The organism is Mycolicibacterium llatzerense (genome assembly GCF_000878195.1).
GTDB lineage: Bacteria > Actinomycetota > Actinomycetes > Mycobacteriales > Mycobacteriaceae > Mycobacterium > Mycobacterium llatzerense.
This window is the reverse complement of the sequence record NZ_JXST01000035.1, coordinates 16,852-35,720: the sequence shown is the minus strand read 5'-3', so window position 1 is coordinate 35,720 and position 18,869 is coordinate 16,852. Positions and strand designations below refer to the sequence as shown.

Annotated in this window: 19 protein-coding genes; 3 read left to right on the top strand and 16 right to left on the bottom strand. The window is 66.1% G+C overall.

Going from position 1 to position 18,869, the window contains the following annotated elements:
- Positions 1–6: 6 nt before the first annotated feature.
- Both TL10_RS21865 and TL10_RS21860 read right to left on the bottom strand, forming a co-directional pair.
- A complete protein-coding gene (locus TL10_RS21865) occupies positions 7–1,485 on the bottom strand; it encodes a M28 family peptidase (protein ID WP_043987312.1) in 1,479 nt (492 codons plus the stop codon).
- Positions 1,482–2,954 (bottom strand): M28 family peptidase, encoded by a 1,473-nt coding sequence (locus tag TL10_RS21860; protein ID WP_043987310.1) that lies wholly within the window; start codon positions 2,952–2,954, stop codon positions 1,482–1,484. Before TL10_RS21860 ends, TL10_RS21865 begins: the two co-directional genes overlap by 4 nt.
- A gap of 150 nt (positions 2,955–3,104) precedes the next feature.
- Here TL10_RS21860 and TL10_RS21855 point away from each other — a divergent pair, with 150 nt between their 5' ends.
- Positions 3,105–4,817, top strand: coding sequence for a glycosyltransferase (locus tag TL10_RS21855; RefSeq protein ID WP_234711514.1), 1,713 nt, complete (start codon positions 3,105–3,107; stop codon positions 4,815–4,817).
- A gap of 86 nt (positions 4,818–4,903) precedes the next feature.
- Here TL10_RS21855 and TL10_RS31310 read toward each other — a convergent pair whose 3' ends face one another.
- Positions 4,904–6,667 (bottom strand): PGRS repeat-containing protein, encoded by a 1,764-nt coding sequence (locus tag TL10_RS31310; RefSeq protein WP_157850385.1) that lies wholly within the window; start codon positions 6,665–6,667, stop codon positions 4,904–4,906.
- Positions 6,668–7,248: 581 nt separating this feature from the next.
- Here TL10_RS31310 and TL10_RS21845 point away from each other — a divergent pair.
- Both TL10_RS21845 and TL10_RS21840 read left to right on the top strand, forming a co-directional pair.
- Positions 7,249–7,713, top strand: coding sequence for a histidine kinase (locus TL10_RS21845; protein WP_043987307.1), 465 nt, complete (start codon positions 7,249–7,251; stop codon positions 7,711–7,713).
- A 122-nt stretch (positions 7,714–7,835) separates the two neighbouring features.
- Positions 7,836–9,242: a sensor histidine kinase gene (locus tag TL10_RS21840; protein WP_043987306.1), complete on the top strand. Its 1,407-nt coding sequence runs from the start codon at positions 7,836–7,838 to the stop codon at positions 9,240–9,242.
- On the opposite strand, the gene TL10_RS21835 is transcribed toward TL10_RS21840, so the two are convergent.
- The 13 genes from TL10_RS21835 to thiO form a co-directional block, all read right to left on the bottom strand.
- Positions 9,203–9,880 (bottom strand): response regulator transcription factor, encoded by a 678-nt coding sequence (locus TL10_RS21835; RefSeq protein WP_043987304.1) that lies wholly within the window; start codon positions 9,878–9,880, stop codon positions 9,203–9,205. The two genes, TL10_RS21840 and TL10_RS21835, sit on opposite strands and share 40 nt — an antisense overlap.
- A 46-nt stretch (positions 9,881–9,926) precedes the next feature.
- The gene (locus TL10_RS31305; RefSeq protein ID WP_157850384.1) at positions 9,927–10,079 is read right to left on the bottom strand and encodes a hypothetical protein; all 153 of its coding nucleotides are present in this window, start codon (positions 10,077–10,079) and stop codon (positions 9,927–9,929) included.
- Positions 10,080–10,219: 140 nt separating this feature from the next.
- On the bottom strand, positions 10,220–10,816 hold the full coding sequence (locus TL10_RS21830; RefSeq protein WP_043987303.1) for a phosphatase PAP2 family protein: 597 nt from the start codon (positions 10,814–10,816) through the stop codon (positions 10,220–10,222).
- Positions 10,817–10,853: 37 nt separating this feature from the next.
- A complete protein-coding gene (locus TL10_RS21825) occupies positions 10,854–12,062 on the bottom strand; it encodes a COG4705 family protein (protein WP_390892676.1) in 1,209 nt (402 codons plus the stop codon).
- Between the two features lie 138 nt (positions 12,063–12,200).
- Positions 12,201–12,728: a hypothetical protein gene (locus tag TL10_RS21820; protein WP_043987300.1), complete on the bottom strand. Its 528-nt coding sequence runs from the start codon at positions 12,726–12,728 to the stop codon at positions 12,201–12,203.
- A 67-nt stretch (positions 12,729–12,795) separates the two neighbouring features.
- Positions 12,796–13,632, bottom strand: coding sequence for an HTTM domain-containing protein (locus TL10_RS21815; protein ID WP_234711513.1), 837 nt, complete (start codon positions 13,630–13,632; stop codon positions 12,796–12,798).
- A 119-nt stretch (positions 13,633–13,751) separates the two neighbouring features.
- Positions 13,752–14,303 (bottom strand): hypothetical protein, encoded by a 552-nt coding sequence (locus tag TL10_RS21810; RefSeq protein ID WP_131630787.1) that lies wholly within the window; start codon positions 14,301–14,303, stop codon positions 13,752–13,754.
- 39 nt (positions 14,304–14,342) lie between these two features.
- The gene (locus TL10_RS21805) at positions 14,343–15,086 is read right to left on the bottom strand and encodes an ABC transporter permease (protein WP_043987296.1); all 744 of its coding nucleotides are present in this window, start codon (positions 15,084–15,086) and stop codon (positions 14,343–14,345) included.
- Positions 15,083–15,991 carry an ATP-binding cassette domain-containing protein gene (locus TL10_RS21800; RefSeq protein ID WP_043987295.1) on the bottom strand — a complete coding sequence of 303 codons (909 nt, stop codon included), beginning with the start codon at positions 15,989–15,991 and terminating at the stop codon, positions 15,083–15,085. The genes TL10_RS21805 and TL10_RS21800 overlap by 4 nt, the downstream gene beginning before the upstream one ends.
- A 34-nt stretch (positions 15,992–16,025) precedes the next feature.
- On the bottom strand, positions 16,026–16,796 hold the full coding sequence (locus TL10_RS21795; protein WP_043987294.1) for an SGNH/GDSL hydrolase family protein: 771 nt from the start codon (positions 16,794–16,796) through the stop codon (positions 16,026–16,028).
- A complete protein-coding gene (gene thiG / locus TL10_RS21790; protein WP_043987293.1) occupies positions 16,793–17,551 on the bottom strand; it encodes a thiazole synthase in 759 nt (252 codons plus the stop codon). The genes TL10_RS21795 and thiG overlap by 4 nt, the downstream gene beginning before the upstream one ends.
- Complete coding sequence (thiS, locus tag TL10_RS21785) at positions 17,544–17,741, bottom strand: sulfur carrier protein ThiS (protein WP_043987291.1); 198 nt, start codon at positions 17,739–17,741, stop codon at positions 17,544–17,546. The genes thiG and thiS overlap by 8 nt, the downstream gene beginning before the upstream one ends.
- On the bottom strand, positions 17,735–18,742 hold the full coding sequence (gene thiO / locus TL10_RS21780; protein WP_234711512.1) for a glycine oxidase ThiO: 1,008 nt from the start codon (positions 18,740–18,742) through the stop codon (positions 17,735–17,737). Before thiO ends, thiS begins: the two co-directional genes overlap by 7 nt.
- Positions 18,743–18,869 lie beyond the last annotated feature (127 nt).

The window sequence follows — 18,869 nt, the reverse complement described above, 5'->3', positions numbered from 1 at the left end:
CCTTCGCTACTTGCCTGGTTGCCGGTGTCGCTGGTCGCGCGGCGGCACGCCGTTGGGTCCGGTCAGCGACTGCGCGTAGGTGCCGACCGCAAACGCGACAGCCGGCCCTGTGACGGTGAGTGCGGCCCGGTTCAGCTGTTCGACGGTGTCGCCCGTCGGCCCATGCGCGGGATCGAAGGCGACGCCCGCCTGCCCGCCCCACAATCTGGCCTGCAACGGCGTCTTGCGTTGCGACGTCCCCGTCGAGATGCCGCCGACGGGAATCCCGGCAGTGAGGAACGGGCCGTAGCCGCTGCCCAGATCCATCGTCATGTCCGCGGGCCGTTTGCCCGCGAGGTAGAGGTATCCGGCCAATGTGCGCTCGACGCCGGCCGACCCGGCGGGCACCGCGTCGAGCGGAATCTCGGGGTTGGACTGTCCGGACTGGTCCCCATCGAAGGTGAAGAACCCCGCGTTGGGCGAGCCGAGGATGTCGAAATCCAGGTACAGCGCAATGTCATTCAGCGGTTCGGCAGCCAGCCCACGCACGTACTTGGTGGCGCCTTCCTGGCCCACGGCACCCGAGCCCCAGAAGGTGAACCGCACCGCGTTCTCGATCTTGGGCGAACCGCCGAGCGCGGCGGCCGTCTCCAGCAGAGCGGACACTCCGGTCGCGGCATCGTTGATGCCCGCGCTCGTCGGCGCGCTGTCGAGGTGCGCACCCGCCAGCACGATGCTGTGCTGATCACCGGTCTTGGTCTGGGCCAAGACGTTTCGCGACTTCACGCCGGTGTTCTTGGCATCGAGGGTGAGCTTGACCGGGGCATTGGTTTTCAGCAGGACGGCATCGGCGTCCTTGCCGATGATGCCCATCGGCGTGTTGAGGTGCTCGTAGTAGCCGGGACTGAACAGCCCACGCGGGGCGCCGTTCGCATTGGGCGGACTGACCACCAGCACTGCGATGGCTCCGCGGGCCACCGCCGCGTTCTGCTTGTCGACGACCGAGCAAGTGGTGTCGTCGACGACCGCGATGGCTCCGCGCAGATTGAGGGTGCCGTAGTCGTCCGGTGCGCATCCGGCCGGCTTGACCGCATGCAGAGTCGGCGCGCTCAGGCCACCGGGCGCGGTGGAGGTCAGCAGTGAGGCCTGCACCACCGACCACCTGCTACCACCGACATCGAGCACAGGATTGCCGGGTGCGCCCCGCAGCACGCGCACATACTCCGGGGTCTGGACATCGAAACCTTTGTCCCGCAAGAGATTTGCCACGTAGTCCACGCTGGCCTGGTAGCCGGGCGTGCCGTCGGCACGGGTGCCCTTGTTGTCCGCGGCGATGGCGGCGAACTTCTTCAGGTGCGCGTAGATGCCGTCGACACCCACCTTGGCCGCCAATGAGTGGCCGAGATCGGGGTCCGGCGCGGGCGGCGGCGGGACGGGTGCCTGCGCGGGCGACGCACATGCCGTCAACGCTGCCGCCAGCAGGCTTGCGGCCAGTACCCGCCTCATGACGCGGAAACCACGTGCCGGGTCCGGTCATCCCGGACCGGAACGCCGCCCCGGCCACCCAAATCCTGGGCATACCGGCCGACCCCGAAAGCCACGCCCCGGCCCATGATGTCCATTGCCGTGCGGTTGATGTGCGCCAAAGTGTCCGTCTTCTTGTGATAGTTGGGGTCGAAAGGTTTTCCGGCGATGCCGCCCCAAAGGCGGGCCTGCTCGTCGTTCATGTTCTCCTCATCGCCGGTGCCCAGCCCACCCGCCGGAATGCCGGCCTTGGTGAAGGCGTCGTAATCCGACCGCCCGTTGAAGGGGTAGTCCTGAGGCCGCTTCCCGGCGCCGGCCAGATATTGCGTCAGCGTGCGATCGATACCCGCGGAGCCCTCGGGGATGCGTGGCACCAGGTCGTCGGCGAGCGGCGCGCCGGACAGGTCACCGTCATAGCTGAAGTAGCCGGCGTTCTCCGAGGCGAGCATGTCGAAATTCAGATACAGCGCAATGTCTTTCAGCGCTTCGACGTCGAGGGATTCGATGTATCGGTCAGAGCCGATCGTCCCCTCCTCTTCGGCGCCCCAGAACGCGAACCGCACCGCGTTCGCGACCTTGGGCGCGCTGCCCAACTGCAGCGCCGTCTCCAGGACAGCGGCCACCCCGGACCCGTTGTCGTTGATGCCGGGCCCTTCCTTGACGCTGTCCAGATGCGCGCCGACCATCACGACGTCGTGCGCGGACCCGGTCTTGGTCTGCGCAATCACGTTGCGGGTGTGCTCAATCCGCACTCCGGCATCAAGCTTGAGGGTGATCGGCCCGGGGGCGGAACGCAGCCGGGCCCCGTCCGCCTTCGGGATGAGTACCGCCGGAATCCTCACCGTCGCCTTGGCGCCCAGGGTGCCGCCGCGCACCGGGACCCCCGCCTCGTCGACGTCGTCCTTGTTGTCCGCCACTACCAGCGCCACCGCACCGTGGACGGCCGCGGTCGCTTCCTTCACCGCGAACGGACATGTGCCGCGGTCCACCAGCGCCACCGCGCCCTTGATCGGCAGGCCGTCGTAATCGGCACTGTTGCAGCCTGATCCGGCCCCGCCACGAACGGGGACCAGCGGCGCCGTGAGGCCTGGGGTGCCGACCGAGTACTCCAGCGCCCGCGCCGGTACCCGCTTGCCGGCGAAGGTCAGCTCGGGCGTGTTGTTGTACGCCACCTTGACTTCCATATCCGGGGTGGCGACATCGAATCCCTTGGCGCGCAGTGCATTCGCCACATATTCCACGCTCGCGTCGTAGCCCGGAGTGCCGAACGCGCGGTTCCCGCCGTTGGCGTCGGCGATGGCCTGCAGCTTGGCCAGGTGGCCGGTCGTCGCATCGACGGTCACGGCCCGAGACAGATCCCCGGCGAACCCATCAGCAGCGGGTGACGACTGCGCGCACCCCGATATTCCGACCGCCAGCACCAACGCAAGCGGTAGCAGGGTGCGGGCCATGGGCACCACCGTAGCGTGAAGGCTGGCACATATGGATGTGCCCGAGGATATGTCCGATCCTGCGTCCAACGTGACGGCGCGCGATGGCTGAGTCGAAGCGTTTCTGTCGAAGCGCAGCAAACACCGGCCACGATCGGGTATACGGATTCAGTGGAGAATCCACCCGGGCCGACGATCTGTCTCAACATGATCGTGCGCAACGAAGCACACATCGTTACCGAGGTGCTGGACGCGGTCGCGCCCTACATCAACTTCTGGGTGATCGTGGATACCGGCTCCGACGATGGCACCCAGATCACGATCCGAAATCACATGGCAGATCTCGGAGTCCCCGGCGAGGTGCACGAACGCAGGTGGCGCAATTTCGGCGAAAATCGTTCCGAAGCGCTGCAGTTGGCGCAAGGCCACAGTGACTACATCTGGGTCATGGACGCCGACGACACCGTGCAGGGCAAGCCCGACTTCACGCGACTGTCCGCCGATGTCTACAACATGCGGATCAGCGACGGACTCCTCTACTGGCGGCGACAGCTATTTCGCGACGGCATGCCGTGGCGATACGTCGGCGTGGTCCACGAATACGCAGACTGTGCCGAGCCGTTCCGCGAGGAGCGCCTCGAAGGCGACTACTTCATCGAATCGCGCCGACTCGGCGCCCGCAACAACGATCCGAGAAAGTACGAACGGGACCGCGACCTGTTGTTGGTGGAGGTGCAGCGCGACCCGACCAATGAACGCTCAGCGTTCTATCTCGCCGAAAGCTATTTCAACCTGGGCGATTTCGCCAACGCCCGCGTCTGGTCGGAACGCCGCGCCGCGATGGGCGGCTGGGACGAAGAGACGTTCTACGCCCTGTGCCAGGTGGCCAGATCAATGTTCCACCTCGGCGAACCATGGCCGGCGGTGTTGGACGCCTACTTGCGGGCCTGGGAGTTCCGGCCGACCCGCGCCGAGCCGCTCTATGCCATCGCCGCCGAGTACCGCGCCCGAGGCGAGTACCAGCTCGGTTATCTGTTTGCGCAACGCGCAGCGGCCATACCGCTGCCGGAGGAAGACATCTTGTTCGTCGACGCGCCCGTCTACCAATGGCGCGCCCTCGACGAACAGTCGGTGTGCGCATCCTGGACCGGTCGGCATGAAGAATCGTTCACGTTGTGCCGCGAGCTGCTGAACCGCTCCGATATCCCCGACGACGACCGTCGCAGGATCGCCGCCAACCGTGACCAATCAGCTCCGGCCCTGCTGGAGGCCGCGACGTCTTACCCAGAATCTTTGGTGCGCAATATCATTGGTCACGACCCGAAAGCCGAGATCAGCGTCAGCCTGGTTACCGGGACGCACCGCAGCGTCGTGGAAGCGGCAGTGGATTCATTCTTGAACTGCTGTCTCGACGTCGCGCACGTCGGCCGGTTCGTCGCGCTCGACACCGGACTGCCGGTGGAGGATCGGCGGGCATTACAGCGCAGGTATCCGTTCCTGGAATTCATCACCGGGCCTCGCACCGAGGGCGTCGCCCAACTGCAGTACATCCAGGACAGACTGCACGGCCGGTACTGGCTGCACCTCGGTCAGGGCTGGCGGTTCTTCTCACCGGAGGCGCTCATCGGCCGTCTGCAGGCAGTACTGGCCGCGGAGCCGCACGTCGTCCAAGTCGGCATCAACGTCGACGACGCCCGCTCGTTGGCAGGCGCATGTGCGGTTGCCAGCGCCGTCCGCAGCGCGGGCGATGGCACTCGGTACGTGCTCGTCGGCGCAGCCGCCACCGGACCCGCGATGTTCGACGTCGAGCGGCTCAATCAAGTCCTGGACTCCGGACCCATCACCGCCCAACTCGACGGGGTGTTCAGCATTCAGCGGCTATAGCACGTCGGGCCGGAAATTCACGAAAGACCACCCCTGACAAGGTATTTCACTGTCAGGGGTGGTCGACCGTCGTGGACGGTTGGCAGCTATGCGCCGCCGCCGGCACCACCTGCGCCACCGGCACCGCCACCGCCACCGGCACCGCCTGCGCCACCGGCACCGCCACCGGTCACGGCACCAAATGGACCTGCAATGCCGATGGAGCCGTTAGTCCCCTTGCTGCCGGTACTGCCCTTGCTGCCGGTACTGCCGGTGTGTCCAGCACTACCCGGGGTACCGCTGGTTCCGGTAGCTCCAGTACTTCCCGACGCACCGGTACTTCCTGTCTTTCCACTGGCACCCGTAGACCCGGTGGCGCCATTCGCACCAGTCGAGCCCTTTGCGCCTGTCGCTCCAGTGCTACCGGCCGTGCCACCCGAACCGAGACCCAGGCCGCCCAGCAATCCGCCGCCGCCACCCGCGCCGGCCGCACCGCCGGTACCGCCCGTGCCGCCGATACCACCCGAGCCGCCCTGGCCGCCGCCACCACCGGCACCGGGGTTGCCGGGGTTGCCGCCGGTACCGCCAACACCACCGGTGCCGCCGACGCCGGCCGCGCCACCAGTTCCACCGGTGCCACCCGTGCCGCCAGTGCCACCAGTACCGCCAGTGCCGCCGTCTCCACCCTTGTAGGGGGTGAAGGGAGTCACGATCGCGTCGCCACCAGCGCCACCGGTACCGCCAGTGCCGCCCGTGCCACCGGTGCCGCCCGTACCACCGGTTCCACCGGTGCCACCGGATCCACCAGCTCCGCCGGCGCCGCCTTTGCCGCCGTCGCCGGCATTACCACCGGTCCCGCCCGTGCCACCGGATCCACCGGTACCGCCCGTGCCACCCGTGCCACCGAGACCGCCGTCGCCGCCCTGTCCACCGCCACCGAACAGCGTCAGCAACCCAGCGCTGCCGCCCGCGCCACCTGCACCTGCAGCTGTGCCTTGCAAGCCGGTTCCGCCCGCGCCACCGCCGCCGCCGGAACCACCCGGGGTGCCCGATCCGCCGACGCCGCCGGTGCCGCCCGTGCCGCCCGTGCCGCCGGGGCCACCCGTGCCGCCGGTGCTACCCACGCCACCTGCGTTGCCCGCACCACCTGTGCCGCCCGTGCCGCCGTTGAAACCGAGCAGGAAGCCGTTGCTGCCGTTGGAACCGACGCTGCCCGCAGTGCCGGCCGTACCTGCCGTGCCTGCGGTACCCGCGGTGCCGACAGTGCCCGCCTGGCCGGTCGAACCCGTGCCACCCGCGCCGCCGGTCGCACCATCGGTACCGACAGCACCGTCGCCGCCGGCGCCACCGGTGACACCGGTGGCACCAAAGCCGCCGGCGCCACCGCTACCGCCCTTGCCGCCCGTCCCGAACAGTCCGAGCAGACCCATGTTTCCGCCCTTGCCGCCGTTGCTGCCGGCCAGGACATCGGTACCGTCAGCACCGTTGCCACCCTTGCCACCGGAGCCGAACAGCAGACCCGCGCCGCCGCCGTCACCGCCGTTGACTCCGGCATCGGTGCTGTCCCAGCCCCCACCGCCATCACCGAACAAGATGCCGCCGGCCTGCCCATTCGGATGCAGGGCCGTGCCGGCCGCGCCGTTACAGATCAGGCCACACGGACTGTCCAACGGATCGGGCGCCACCGGCGCAAACGGCGTGATCAATGGGGTCGGTGCCGGTGGGGACGCACCCGCTCCGAACAGTCCCGTCAGCCACCACAGGGGGTTGTTCGGGTCCTGCACAGGAGCCAATGGGAAGCTGAAATCAGTCAGTTCGACGGCTCGCGGCGACGCCGTCAGCGCGTCAAGCGCGCCCGGCGGAATCGCCATTACGATGCCGGCACTCGCGGCCGCAATGCCCAAGGCGCCGGACGCGAGATAATTGACGGACTTTAGCGTCCTGCCGGACTTTTGCTTGCGATGCTTGGACACGATCGAATCCTCCTTCGGATCCAAAGTGTTTAGTCGGCCCCGCGCGCGACTTATTGGAAATTACCACCGTTTGCCGAATTTCCAATAGATTCCTCAAAATCAGCCAATAATCGCACTTCGACGGCCAATATTGTTCCGCATTGGTTAATTTATCGACTTTGCAGGATGGTGAATATTAACTATCGAGCAAGAATAATTTGCGAGGTAACATTCGCCACAACCGCTACTCGGATATCCAGCCGGCGCATATGTATCACCATTCGATGAACAGGCACTTCCACGACCTAATTACCACTCGGCAAATCGAAACAATTCTGCTGTGGGATTCCACTTTGCGTGTCGGGATCGCATCCACAGCGACTTAGCGGCGGTCAATGCCCCGGTCACCGGACTTGCCCTAACGCCACCCTCTCAAACCGGGCTCCCACCTCGGCCGCTCTCAGCGTGCGTTCAGGTCGTGGTCCATACCGTGTGGCGGTGTGGCTGACAGTGACGAAGAGATGATTTTTCTCGATGATGTGTTGGTCCAGCATGCTGGTTGGCTGCGACTAAACACTGCGTTGTCGATCCGCACCGACCTGCGGCCGACCTACGTGGTGGGTGACGCTGCGACGTTGAACCGGGCGGTCGCTGCGCTGGTTGACCAAGCACGTTGCAATGCCGTGTCAGCGATCGAGTTGGTGGTGTATCGCCGCGATGCTCAGGCAGTCATCATTGTCCGCGACGACGGCCCGCACATCACGGTCGCCAACGCCGGTCGGATGTTGTCGCCGGAGCGCCACTCCAGTCTGGAGTTGGCTGCTCGGATCATCGCCACCCACGGCGGGACACTCGCTGTCGCCGGAAGCGGCGCGTGCAAAAATGCGGTGAGCGTGCGGTTGCCGTCCACGCGGCAATCGCTGCGCAATTCCGCTGTACCGAACGGGATTTCGGTTGGGGATTGACATCCTGCGCCGCCGAGGGTGCATGCAGCGTCCTCACTGTCGGTGACGACAGTGAATGATGGGGCGATGTGGGTGGGTCACGGGTCGGTCCCGCTGATGGACATGCACGGTCAGGGTGCCGAGTGAGCCGCCGCGTGGCGCTGGTGGATTTCGTGGGCCGATGGCGTGGCTGGTTCGGTGGGATTGCGGTCCGCTCAGCGCTGGTCTCCGCAGCAGTGGTCCTGGCCGGCCTCGTGATCGTGGGGTCGGCCTCGACGGTGTTGCTATATCGGATGATGTGCGCCGACGTGGACAACGCCGCGGAGGCCCGCGCCCAGGCGGTGGCCGATGTGCTGCGCAAGGAACCACCCGATGAGGTGGAATCGGTGTTGATGCACACCGATCACCGGATCGTGGCCGTGCAGATCGCCGACGCCGCCGGCACGGTAGTGCAGCAATCCGACAGCGCACCGCAGACTCCGCTGCTTCCTCTGCCGCACGAAGCTTCCCAGGTCGGGGTGCTGGCAACTGATGATGACGATGTGCGCGTCAGCACAACTACAGTGACATCCCGCAAAGGCCAGCAATACACCGTGCTTGTGGGTGGTGGCATCGAGCCGATCGAGCAGATGATCGGCACCGCCGGGCAGATGCTGGCGATCACGGCTCCGATCGTGGCTGTGGTGGCAGGTGTCGTCACTTACCTGCTGGTGCGTCGGTCGTTGCGGTCGGTGGAGGCCATCCGGTCGCGAGTGTCAGCGATCAGTGCCTTCGATCTGGGCGAGCGGGTCCCAGTCGGTCGCAGGTCGGATGAGATTTCCGCGCTAGCCGTGACCATGAACGACATGCTGGCCCGCATCGAAGCCGGCCATGCCGCGCAACGACGGTTCGTCGGGGACGCATCCCACGAGCTACGGAGCCCGTTGGCAACGGTGGTGTCCGCATTGGAGATCGGGGTCACCCACCCTGATCTCCTCGACAGAACGCTGCTGACCAACGCATTGTTGCCGGAAGCGCGCCGGATGCAGACCCTGGTGGAGAACCTGCTCCTACTGGCGCGCGCCGATGAACGCGGCTTGCCGCTACGTCGTGTCGAGACCGATCTCGATGATCTGGCGACTACGGAGGCGGCTCGACTCAAACGTGAAACGGCCTTGCGAATAGTCTCTGATCTTTCGGCGGTCAAGGCCAGCGTCGATCCGGACGGGTTCGTGCGATTGTTGCGCAACCTGGCCGATAACGCGGCCCGCCATGCCACCAGCGAGGTGACCATCCTCGTGCGCGCCGAGGCTGACAACGCCGTCGTGCAGGTGATCGATGACGGCCCGGGAATCCCGGCCGCCGCACGGGACAAGGTTTTTGAGCGGTTCTTTCGCTTGGACGCTGACCGATCGCGGCGTGGTGGTGGTACCGGGTTGGGGTTGGCGATCGTCGCCGAGATCGTGGCCGCCCACGATGGCTCGGTCAGCATCGATGACCGAGATGCCGGCGGGGGAACCGTGGTGACGGTTCAGTTGCCGCTTGCCGGTTCGCCGGATTCGAGCCGGTAGCCTGCGCCACGCAACGTGGTGATCGCCTCCGAGCCAATCTTGCGTCTCAGATAGCCGACATAGACTTCCACCACGTTGTCAGGGCCGTCGTAGTGGCTGTCCCATACGTTGTGCAGAATCTGGGTTTTGGTGAGGACAATGTCCTTGTGGCGCAACAGATACGCCAGGAGGGCGAATTCTCGCGGTGTCAGCGAGACGTCCTGTCCACCCCGGTGCACAATGCGGCGCGCGGGGTCCAGCGAGATGTCGCCGGCAGTCAGCACGACGGGACGTTGCGGAGCTCCGCGTCGGATCAGGGCCCGCAAGCGGGCGGTGAGCACCACGAAAGAAAACGGCTTTGTCAGATAGTCGTCAGCGCCCAGGTCGAAGGCGTCGGTCTGGTCGTAGTCGCCGTCTTTGGCAGTCAGCATCAGCACCGGCGTCCATACCTGTGCGGCGCGCATGTTGCGCAAAACCTCGTAGCCGTTGAGGCCCGGAAGCATGATGTCGAGCACGACTACGTCGAACTGCTCGTTGGTGGCCTGCCAGAGTCCCTCGGCACCATCGGCCACAGCGACCACGACGAACCCTTCGGCACGCAACCCGGCAGTGATCGTCTCGGCCAGCATGGGCTCGTCTTCGACCAGCAGCAGTCTCACCTGATCAGCCTGGCACAGGCTGAGTTAGGAGCCATCAATTGCCCGGCTACATCCCCAGGACGATGGCGCTGTCGAAGTGTTCACCGATCGCTGCCGGTGCGTTCTGGGCGCGTTCTTGAGCCTCGTGGACCGACATGGTCGCTGCCACCAGCATCAGGGCGCCGACAATCAGGTTGATCGCTTCTCGTCGGGCTGTCATGTCCATCAACACCTTTCGCGGGGTTTCAGCCGATCGATGCCGAGCAGCTGTCGGGTATGCCATCAGACTGGCAGCAGGTTGCTGTGAGGACGCTGAGCGTGAACAGGGTAGTTATGGCGTTGCGATCAGATGCGATCAAGTCAATGAACGGCATCTGGTTCGGCGGCCGTGATGAGCGTGCGCAGCCGGGTCTTGGCGGTGCGGACCACCAGCCGGCTCACCATCGGTCGGGCGAGGAGGTATCCGGAAACGCTCAGGGCCGAGCCCAGAGTGAGACCAACAAGGACGTCTTGGGGGTAGTGCGCGCCGACGTAGACCCGCGCCAATGCCATGGCTACTGCCGCGATCGCGGCGACGACGCCGAGCCGACGATTCACCAGCCACACGCCGGCGGTGACGGCCCCGGCCATCATCGCATGGTCGCTGGGGAACCCGCCGTCGGTGTTGCAATGCAAAACCACGATGTGGGGCAACGCATTACAGGGACGGGTTGCATTGATGGTGTCGGCTATCGGCTGGTTGATGGCCACCGCGGCCAGCACGCCCAAAGGTGCCCACACCGCCGCGGTCATCGCGCTGGGGTTGTTGGTTCGGCGGGCGATCCACCATCCAGCGAGTAGAAAGATGGCAAACAGTACGACACCGTCGTTCGCGTATCCGGCCACGACCGGGTGCAGCCAGGGGGTGTCCCGGGCGAAATCGTTGATGTAGTAGAAGATTCGGGTATCGAGGTCCATCACGGCCTATCGGTACGGGTGCAGGCGATTGAACGCGTTAGCGCAGGCTGTTCAATAACGTTGTCAGAGTGAGTTTTTCGTCGTCCGCATTGGGGCTGCCGGATCGGACGGATTTGAGTGCGGCGTCGATCTGCCGGTCGAGTGCGGTCCAGGTGCTGGAGTCGATCGCTTGTAGCCGGTCTTGGTCGTGGTCCCAGGCGGTTTCGAGGTCGGTGATCCTGGCCCGGGCACCGGATTGATCTCCGGCATTCACCATTGCCAATGCGTCTTGGGTGACGTTGCGGAAGTGGGCGATGTCGGTCGCCGGGAATGCACTGACCTTGCCGGGTGGCAGGGTTGCGGCAGCCGCGGCCGGCTGGGGCTCTTCGTCGTCGCCGGCCGGGCCATGCGGCTGCATCGACGCCCATTGGAGCAGCGCGCCAGCGGCCAGGATGACGACGGCGTAGAAACCGACGGTGGCCGGCGCGGACACCGTGCGCTTGGTCGCGGGGGCCGCCGCCTGGTCGTTCACGTCGATCACGTCGATTCGCGTCCTGGTCAGGTAGCTGACGGCGGCGGTGATTGCGGCCAGGAAGATACCGCTGGTCAGTCCGTATCCGAGGCCGAGACCGTACGCGCTGCGCGGTGTGGCGAGCCAGTCGCCGAGGTTGGCGCCGAGCGGGCGGGTCAGGATGTAGGCCAGCCAGAACGACAGCACGGAGTTGACCCCGAAGCGCCAGCCGACGGTCACCGCGGCGATGAGGGCGACCGGCAGCAGTACCGATACCCCGGGGTTCCACCCGGTCAGGGCCAGGATCCAATCGCCGGCGGCGGTACCGAGCGCGAAGGTGACCAGGACAGCTAGCCAGTAGAACAGTTCGCGGGGACGGGTTGTGATGCTATGGATCGATAGCGTCCGCTCCCGCGCAAACCACACCCCGAACACCACCGCGAGCGTGACGGTGAAGACAGCCGTACTCGCGGCCAAGGGCACTGCGAGGATGTCGGTGAGCAGGTCGGTGTAGAGCGTGCCGGTAACACTGAGAACCACAACGGTCAGCCAGTAGACGGCCGGGGCGTAACGCGACAGTTGCAACTGGGCGCCCATGACCAGTGCGAGCACGGCCGTGAAGATCACCGCGGTGGCACCGAGACCCACACCAAGACCTTGGTTGATCCAATCCGCGAAGCTCTCGCCGACGGTGGTGCAAAGTACCTTGATCAGCCAAAACCAGATGGTGACTTCGGGAACCTTGCTCGCAGTCACACGCTTCACAATCGCTGAGGGGTGGGCGGCGCCGGTCATGCCTGCCGAAGGTAGACACCGCTTGCTGAACGGACGCTGAGAACGAGTCCGCGCTGATATCGGTTTTACGGCAGTTGGATCGGGTGAGCGCCCCGTGGCTCACTTGCAGAGGCCGGCGATCTTCATGCTGACGGCTTCGCCGGCCTTGAGACGGCCCGCCTGCGCGGGGTCGGCGCCGCCCACCCCGGCCTGCCCGTACATCGAAATATCCTGCAGATCAACAGAAAATTCGCGAATCGCAGCCGCGAGATCGGCCGGTGTGGCCGAGTCCAGATGCGCCTGCAAGTATTGCGAACCGCTGCTCATCGCCAAGCGCGAGACTGCCGTGACGGCCTGCACAGCAACCGGCTCAGGACCGAGTTCCGTGTGCGTCTGCAGTGCCACCGCCGTGCGCACGGTCGTGAACGCAGTGCAGGCGCGAGCCTTCGACTCAGCAACCTGTTGTTCGGTGGGCGCAGGCGTCGACGGAGCTGACTGGTGCTGTGGCGGCGATACAAGCGCCCAGACGGCGACACCGAGCGCGACTATCGCAACTGCCAGCGACGCCGGCGCGATCCACCTCGGCTGGACATCCACCGCGACAGACTGGCGCGATACGGGCGATGCTTCCGATTCTGCCTCCGACATAATCGCGATCGTAGAGCAGCAAACCTGTCGACATCGGCTGTTGGCGGAACACCCGGTAGCAACGGGGTCAGTCGAACCGTAGCCAGGGTGCGGCACAGACCCGCCGCATCACCGCGCTGAGCCGACTGTGAACGTCGTCTGCAACAGCCTTGGACCGCTCCCACGGCACGAACGACAGGTACAGCACGAAGATCGCCAGTGAGAAGAACCCGACGACCATCGTCAACAGAATGGTCAGATGCAGGAATACGCCGGCGAGCAATACCTTTGTGCGCCAACGTTTGTTCCAGACGAACACCCCGATCGAGAACTCGACCAGCAGGGTGCCCCATGTCATCGCATTGCCGATCAGCGGGCTGGTGGACACCCAGGCCGGGCTCGGCAGCTGCAGCATGTCGTCGAGTCGCAACGTGTAGGACACGGCGGAACCGTTCTGCCACGTATCGCCATGCAGCTTCGCGATCACCGAGGTGAGGTAGATGATCGATATCTGGACCTGCATCAAACGTAGCGGCCAGACCTTGATGTCCTGCACGGACCAGAAAGATCCGAAGCGCCGACGCTGGTCCAACGACAGCGCCGCACCACACGGCGAAAGAGCCAAATACAGTGACAGGATTCGGATCAACCCGTCACCCGAGTTGAAGATCCAGGGATTGCGGCGTTCGAACGACATGATCATCACGAAGACCAGGAAGGCCGCCAGCTTGGTGTGCCAGCCGACGATCAGGACCAGCGACGCCACCATCAGCACGATCCAGCCGGCCAGTAAGGCGGTATCACCCGGCCAGGCGTAGAACACACCCCACAAGTACGGGTACGTCGGCGGTTGCGGCACGATGCCGTTGACGCTGAACTTGTCGTACAGGTCCACGCCGATCTCGAGCGACCAGAGGAAAACCAAGGCGCCGAAGGTAATCCGAACGATTCCCAGTGTGTAGGCCGGTTCCGTACTGCACCAGAAGCTCCGCCAGCCCTGCAATGCGCTGCGGCCCGATTCACGCAACATCGCCACCGGAGCAATCACGACGCGGGCCCAAACTTCCAGTCGTACAAGATTTTTTGTTCGTGCTCCTCCGGAGCATCGGAACCCGGAGGCCGAAGCTTGCGCGTATCGGAAAAGATCGTGACACCGACCGGGTGCTCCCCCGGCTGCATCAGCCTCCGCACGACCCACATCGCATACGCCGGCCGGGTCACCGGCTCATTGATCAACTGTTCCTTGAACTTTCGCCACCGATCCCAGTAGAACTGGCCCACCAGAGACCGGTCACCGTCGAGCTTCCATACCCGTCGCGCACCACTGTCATACAGCACGGCCGTTTCCACTTCAGACACCGCCAGCGGCGGATTCGGGGAGAACATGCCCCACGCCTGGTCCAAGCCCGTGAACCGCGCTATCGGCTGCAACGGCGGCGCCATGGCGTCCTTGACCGGCGCGCCCGGAATACTCCAGATCACCGCGACGGTCAGCACGATGATGATGCCGAAGCTGGCGAAAGCCTCACGCAGTTCAGACCCGCGGACGGTATGCCGCCCGAGCGATCTCTCCAACAGGCGTCGCAAACGAGACATTCTCAGCATCGTAGAACCGGTGACCCTGGATCCCGCCGGCTACGGATCGCGGCGAGTGACCACCACGAGCGCCAGAGCGAACACCCCGGCCGCAACCGCGGCGAAGTAGAAGGCCGCACCGAGCGGTCCCCACCACAACGAGAAGGTCTGGAACCAGGGGGTCTTGGTGAAGGTATAGGCGTTCCCGAACGGCAGCCACGGACCCACTCGCGCACCGACCTCGGGCAGCGCGCCCAGCACCGGCTCCACGACGAACGGCATCAACAGCACCACCGCGACCACCGCGGCGGTGTGCCGCAACAGCCCGCCCAGGCCGACGGCCAGCACCGCCCCCAGCGCGGCGTACAGCGACATCGCCGCGACCGAACGCCACACCTCGATACTGGCGAGCGACAGTGGCGCCCGCTGTGGTTCATCAAGCACTGAGGCGGCGAACAGGACCGCCACCACCACCATCACCCCGGTGACGACGGCGGAAACCGCCGCCATCACTATCGCTTTCGCCGTCAGCGCCCAGGCTCTGCGTGGAGTGGCCAGGAACGTCGTTCGGATCATGCCGGAGCGGTATTCCCCGGTGACCGCCATCGCGGACAGGGTCATCAGCACCGGCACACCGAACACGCTGACCCCGATCGCCGCACGCTGCGGCTGGAGCACCCCATGGGGACCCAGCGCCGCCGCTTGTATCGCGGCGAATCCCAGGCCCACAACCACAACCGTCAGGATGAGCCAGATCGGTGATCGCGTGGTCTGCAGCTTGATCCGTTCGGCATTGATCGTCATGGCGCACCAACTGCCCGGTAGTCGACAGCGTCGTCTGTCAGTCGCATGTACGCCTCCTCCAACGAGGCCTGCTGGGCGGCCAGTTCGTGCAGCACGATTCCGTGGCCGGCAGCCAACTCCCCCACCTGCTCTGCAGAGACTCCGCGAACCAGCAGCACACCGTCGGAAAGCTGGACCGACACATCCTGTTCCGTCAACAACTGCTGCAGCCGATCCAACTGCGGGCTGCGCACCCGGATGGTGTCGCTTCCGGAGCTGGTCAGGAATTCCGCCATGGTGCTCGAGCTGATCAACTGCCCCCGCCCGATCACCAGCAGCCGGTCAGCGGTGTTCGCCATCTCCGCCAGCAGATGACTCGAGACCAAGACCGTCCGGCCCTCAGATGCCAAGTCCCGCATGAGCGTCCGAATCCAGCGGATGCCCTCCGGGTCCAGCCCGTTCACCGGTTCGTCGAACAGCAGCACCTCGGGATCACCGAGCAGTGCCACGGCGATACCCAATCGCTGAGACATACCGAGCGAGTAAGTGCCGGCCTGTTTCCCCGCGACTTCGGTCAGTCCGACGATGTTCAGCACTTCATCGACGCGCGCCTTCGGCAGCTTGTTGCTGGCGGCCAGCCACCGCAGATGCGCCCGAGCCGTGCGGTTGGGATGCACCTGCCGGGCATCGAGCAGCGCGCCGACACTGCGCAGCGGATGCTTCAGCTCCCGGTAGGTCTTGCCGAGCACCGTCGCGGTGCCGGAGGTGGGGCGGTCCAGCCCGACGATCATGCGCATCGTGGTGGACTTGCCCGCGCCGTTCGGGCCCAGGAAACCGGTGACGAAGCCGGGCTCGACGGAACAGGTCAGATCATCGACGGCACGTTTGCGGCCGAAAACCTTTGTCAATCCGGTCAGCTGGATCATCGCCGGACAAACCCCTTGTCTGGTGGCAGCACCATCAGGCGCACGATACGCGTTCGATCACCATCCGCGCGACGGCGCGCATACCCGCGGCATTGGGGTGCAGCGGCGCCACCCGGCCCGGCAGCGGCAGGTGAAACGCCGTGGTCCAGGGATCGGCGGACCACGCATGGTGATCGCGACTGGCGTCCGCGGCCCGCACCAGTTCGCAGCCGGTGTCCGCGGCGGCCGCCGCCGTCAACTCGGCCAGCCGAGCGGCGACGTGCCGGCCGAGGTCGGCTTCGGCGGCACCGATCGGTGACGCGCGCACACCGGCCGGCGGCAGCAGCGTCAGGTAGTCGACGAACAGCACCCGGGCCAGCGGCGCACGCCGACGCACTTCTCGCCCAACGGTTTTCAATGATTCAGCCACGACATCGAGCGCCTGATCCCGCGCCGTCGTATCGAGTAGTCCACGCAGCAGCCCGCCGGCGACCGGCACCGACCTCAGGAAGCGGGGCAAGCAGGCGGCCCCGAGCATCGGGACGTAGCCGGCATCGTTACCGCCGATGGTGATGGTGACCAACGACTCCGATCCGTCGAGGGCATCCACCTGCGGCGGCTCGCCGAACTGCCGTTCGGAGAGCACGTGTGCGGTGGTGGCGCCCGAAAAGGTCACGTCGACAAGGTCGTAACCGAGATGCGCGGCGACGAGGTGCGGATAGTTGACCGCCGACCTGCCGGACCGCTTCGGCGCGCCGGGCGCCCCCGGCGCGATGCCGGGTCCGGCGGCCATCGAACTCCCGAGGGCGACGTACCGCACGGTCATAGCGCCGGGCTGGAGGCCTGCGCCCAGAACCGCTTGGGGACGCGGCCTGCCCGTGACGCCAGCCGACCGGCGGCGACCGCGGCAGCCATCGCGGCGGCCATCATCGGCGGGTCCGAGGCCCGCGTCACCGCCGTCGCGAGAAGCACTGCGTCACAACCCAGTTCCATCGCTAGTGCGGCATCGCTGGCCGTGCCGATGCCGGCGTCGAGCACCACCGGCACCCCGGCGGCCGCGACGATCATCTCGATGTTGTGCGGGTTGGAGATCCCCAGCCCCGTGCCGATCGGCGCGCCCAACGGCATCACCGCGGCGCAACCGGTGTCCTCGAGCCGCCTGGCCAGCACCGGATCATCGTTGGTGTAGGGCAGGACGACGAAACCGTCATCCACCAATTGTTCTGCGGCACGGACCAATTCGATCGCGTCCGGCAGCAGGGTGCGCTCGTCGGCGATCACTTCGAGTTTCACCCAGTTGGTCTGCAAGGCTTCGCGCGCCAGCTGCGCGGTCAACACCGCTTCGGCCGCACCGCGACAGCCGGCGGTGTTGGGCAGTGCCGCGATGCCGAGCTTGCCCAGCAAATCCAGTACCCCGGTGCCGGTTTCGGCATCGATGCGCCGCATCGCGACGGTGGTCAGCTCGGTGCCCGAGGCGACGAGCGCCTCCTCCAGGATCGCCAGATTCGCCGCGCCGCCGGTACCCATGATGAGCCGGGAGCCGAACTCCCGGTCCGCGATGCGCAGCATGTCCTCAGCCACCTTGCACCGCCGTCACGACCTCGATCTTGACGCCCGCGGTCAGGACGTCGTCCCACTCCGACCGCGGCAGCACTGACCAGTCCACGGCGACGGCGATGCCCTTGTCCGGAAAGCCCAGTGTGTCAATCAATTCGGCTACCGTGGTGCCTTCGCGGATGTCCACGCTCTCATCGTTGACTGTGATCAGCACAGTGCCACCTTCTCTCTCGCATCGCCGGTCAACAGGTCCGAAATCCGTTGTGCGGTCCACGGGGCCAGCAGAAAACCGTTCCGGCCGTGACCGGTGGCCGCCAGGGTGCGGTCGTCGAGCCAGCCCACGATGGGCAGACCGTCCGGTGTCATCGGCCGCAGTCCCGCAGCACATTCGGCCAGTTCGTATTCGCCCAGCGCCGGCATCACGGCACAGGCGTCGTCGAGAATGTCGCGCACACCGGTGACCGTGGGGGCGGTGTCGCGGCCGTGCTCGTACTGGGTGGCACCCGCGACCACACCGTCCGCACGTGGCACCAGATACACCTGCCGGCCGTGCACGCGGGCACGAACCACCCGCTGCGGCACCGGCATACATCCCTTACGCCACCGCAACCGCAGAATCTCGCCCTTCACCGGACGCACCGGCAGACCCGGCCACAGTGCCGGGGCATCGATTCCGTTGGCCAGCACGGTGATATCGGCGTCGCGCGTCTGATCCAGCGAGTCGACCGGCCCGGCCCACTGCACGCCCAGGCGGTCGCAGTGCGCGATCAGCCCCTCGACCACCAGCCGGTTGTCCACGGCCAGTTCGGTTTCCGCGTGAAAGCCGTGCCGAATCCCCTGCGCCAGCAGCGGTTCGAGATCGCGGGCAGCGGTCGTGAGTGTCACGGGATAGCCCTGCGCCGCCAGCCACTCGGCGACCGTGCGGACGTCTGCCGCATCTGCCCGGTCGACCGCCACCACCAGCGAGTCGCGGGCCGTCACCACGTCGTCGGGCAGTCCGTCGAGGAAGCCGCCGTGCCACAGCGCCAGGGAGTCCAGCCCCAGCTGCAACTGGTCCTGCTCCCCCGGCCAGCCCTCGGAGTGCGGTGCGAGCATGCCGCCGGCGACCCACGAGGCGCCGGGCGCCTCGGTCCGGTGCACGCGCACCGACCACCCGTCGAGCGCGGCGCGGCGCGCCACGGCCAGACCGATGACGCCGCCGCCAACTACAGCCATGCCAGCCGGCACGATAAATCCTCTCCCTTCGCCGGCATGATCCGGATCAGGTGTGACGGTAAGGGTAGGACGACCCCACTCTCAGCCCCCGGTCCCGGGACTCCCGTGTTGCGGCGTCCACGGTAGT